Annotated in this window: 1 protein-coding gene; it reads left to right on the top strand. The window is 42.5% G+C overall.

Going from position 1 to position 1,173, the window contains the following annotated elements; translation table 11 throughout:
* Positions 1–746 precede the first annotated feature (746 nt).
* The gene (locus TW77_RS25330) at positions 747–905 is read left to right on the top strand and encodes a hypothetical protein (protein ID WP_156158748.1); all 159 of its coding nucleotides are present in this window, start codon (positions 747–749) and stop codon (positions 903–905) included.
* Positions 906–1,173 lie beyond the last annotated feature (268 nt).

The following is a 1,173-nucleotide window of genomic DNA, read 5'->3' as shown; positions in this document are numbered from 1 at the left end:
TCTTCAATTAAAAGTTTTTTTGAATCCGAAGATTCGTGCTCAATGAATTCTGTATAAATTGACTATGTTAGTCACTCATAAGAAATTGAGACTCTAAATTTTTGTGCGTCATTCAGTAAACTGAAATCCGCTGTTAGAACTCAATCTGTACGAGTGCCCACACAGATGATTGCTTCATATTTTTAAAGAACAAAGTAACTAACCTTGGTCAGTTACCGCAGCCTTGCTGCGAAGTGGAGCGCCATATTAACCGCTTCACTTTTAAAGTCAACTAGAAAATTTAATTTTTCTTAATTAAGCTTTCCGTTTGGCTTTCCCGTCACTTGGCTCATTGCTTTTCAGCGTTCTACTTCGTAGCGAGCACCCCGTGTCGGTGGATGCGCATTATAGGGAAATCGAAACCCAGCGCAACCCCTTTTTTGAAGAAAAGTGAGAAAAACGGCGCGTTCGGACAAAATACAATCAAAGAGACGTTTTTTGATATGTTTTTGAACAGATATTCCCCTTTCAAAAAGGTGAAATGAGCCAATTTAACTGAACCCGTTACTTCTCTCATCTTTCAGGCATGAAAAAAGGCCGCACCTTTTACAAGGAAACGACCTTTCTCACAGTGTTACTGCAATCTGTAGATTACTCTACGATTGTAGCTTCAAGCACCAACATTACCTTGTAGAGAATGCCACCTATCGTGCAAAGGATAATGACACAGTGCTTGCACTGACACTTCCTTTGCACAAGGGCGACAAATGACCGACAAAAATATCTGGAATATTTTTGAACAGCTACGCTGGCTCGAAGAGCGTAAGGCAGGAAGCCTCGAGTCACCACCGCTTCGCAGCTATCGTGCAAAGGATAATGACACAGTGCTTGCACTGACATTTCCTTTGCGCAAGGGCGACGAATGAACGACAAAAATATCTGGAATATTTTTGAACAGCTACGCTGGCTCGAAGAGCGTAAGGCAGGAAGCCTGGAGTCACCACCGCTTCGCAGCATGAGGAGGTGAACGCATGGATGCGCGATGGGCGCCGCTACATGGATGTACTTCCACACTGAACTATCCAGTCTCATATTTCAGGCATTAAAAAAGGCCACGCTCTTTATTAGAGAATGGCCTTTTTCACAATGCTTATTGCATTAACTAAAGTCGATATTACTCAACGATAGTTGCAA

Source organism: Pseudoalteromonas rubra (assembly GCF_000967655.1).
GTDB classification, from domain to species: domain Bacteria; phylum Pseudomonadota; class Gammaproteobacteria; order Enterobacterales; family Alteromonadaceae; genus Pseudoalteromonas; species Pseudoalteromonas rubra_A.
The sequence above is the reverse complement of the archived record's forward strand: the minus strand, read 5'-3'. Positions and strand labels throughout refer to the sequence as shown.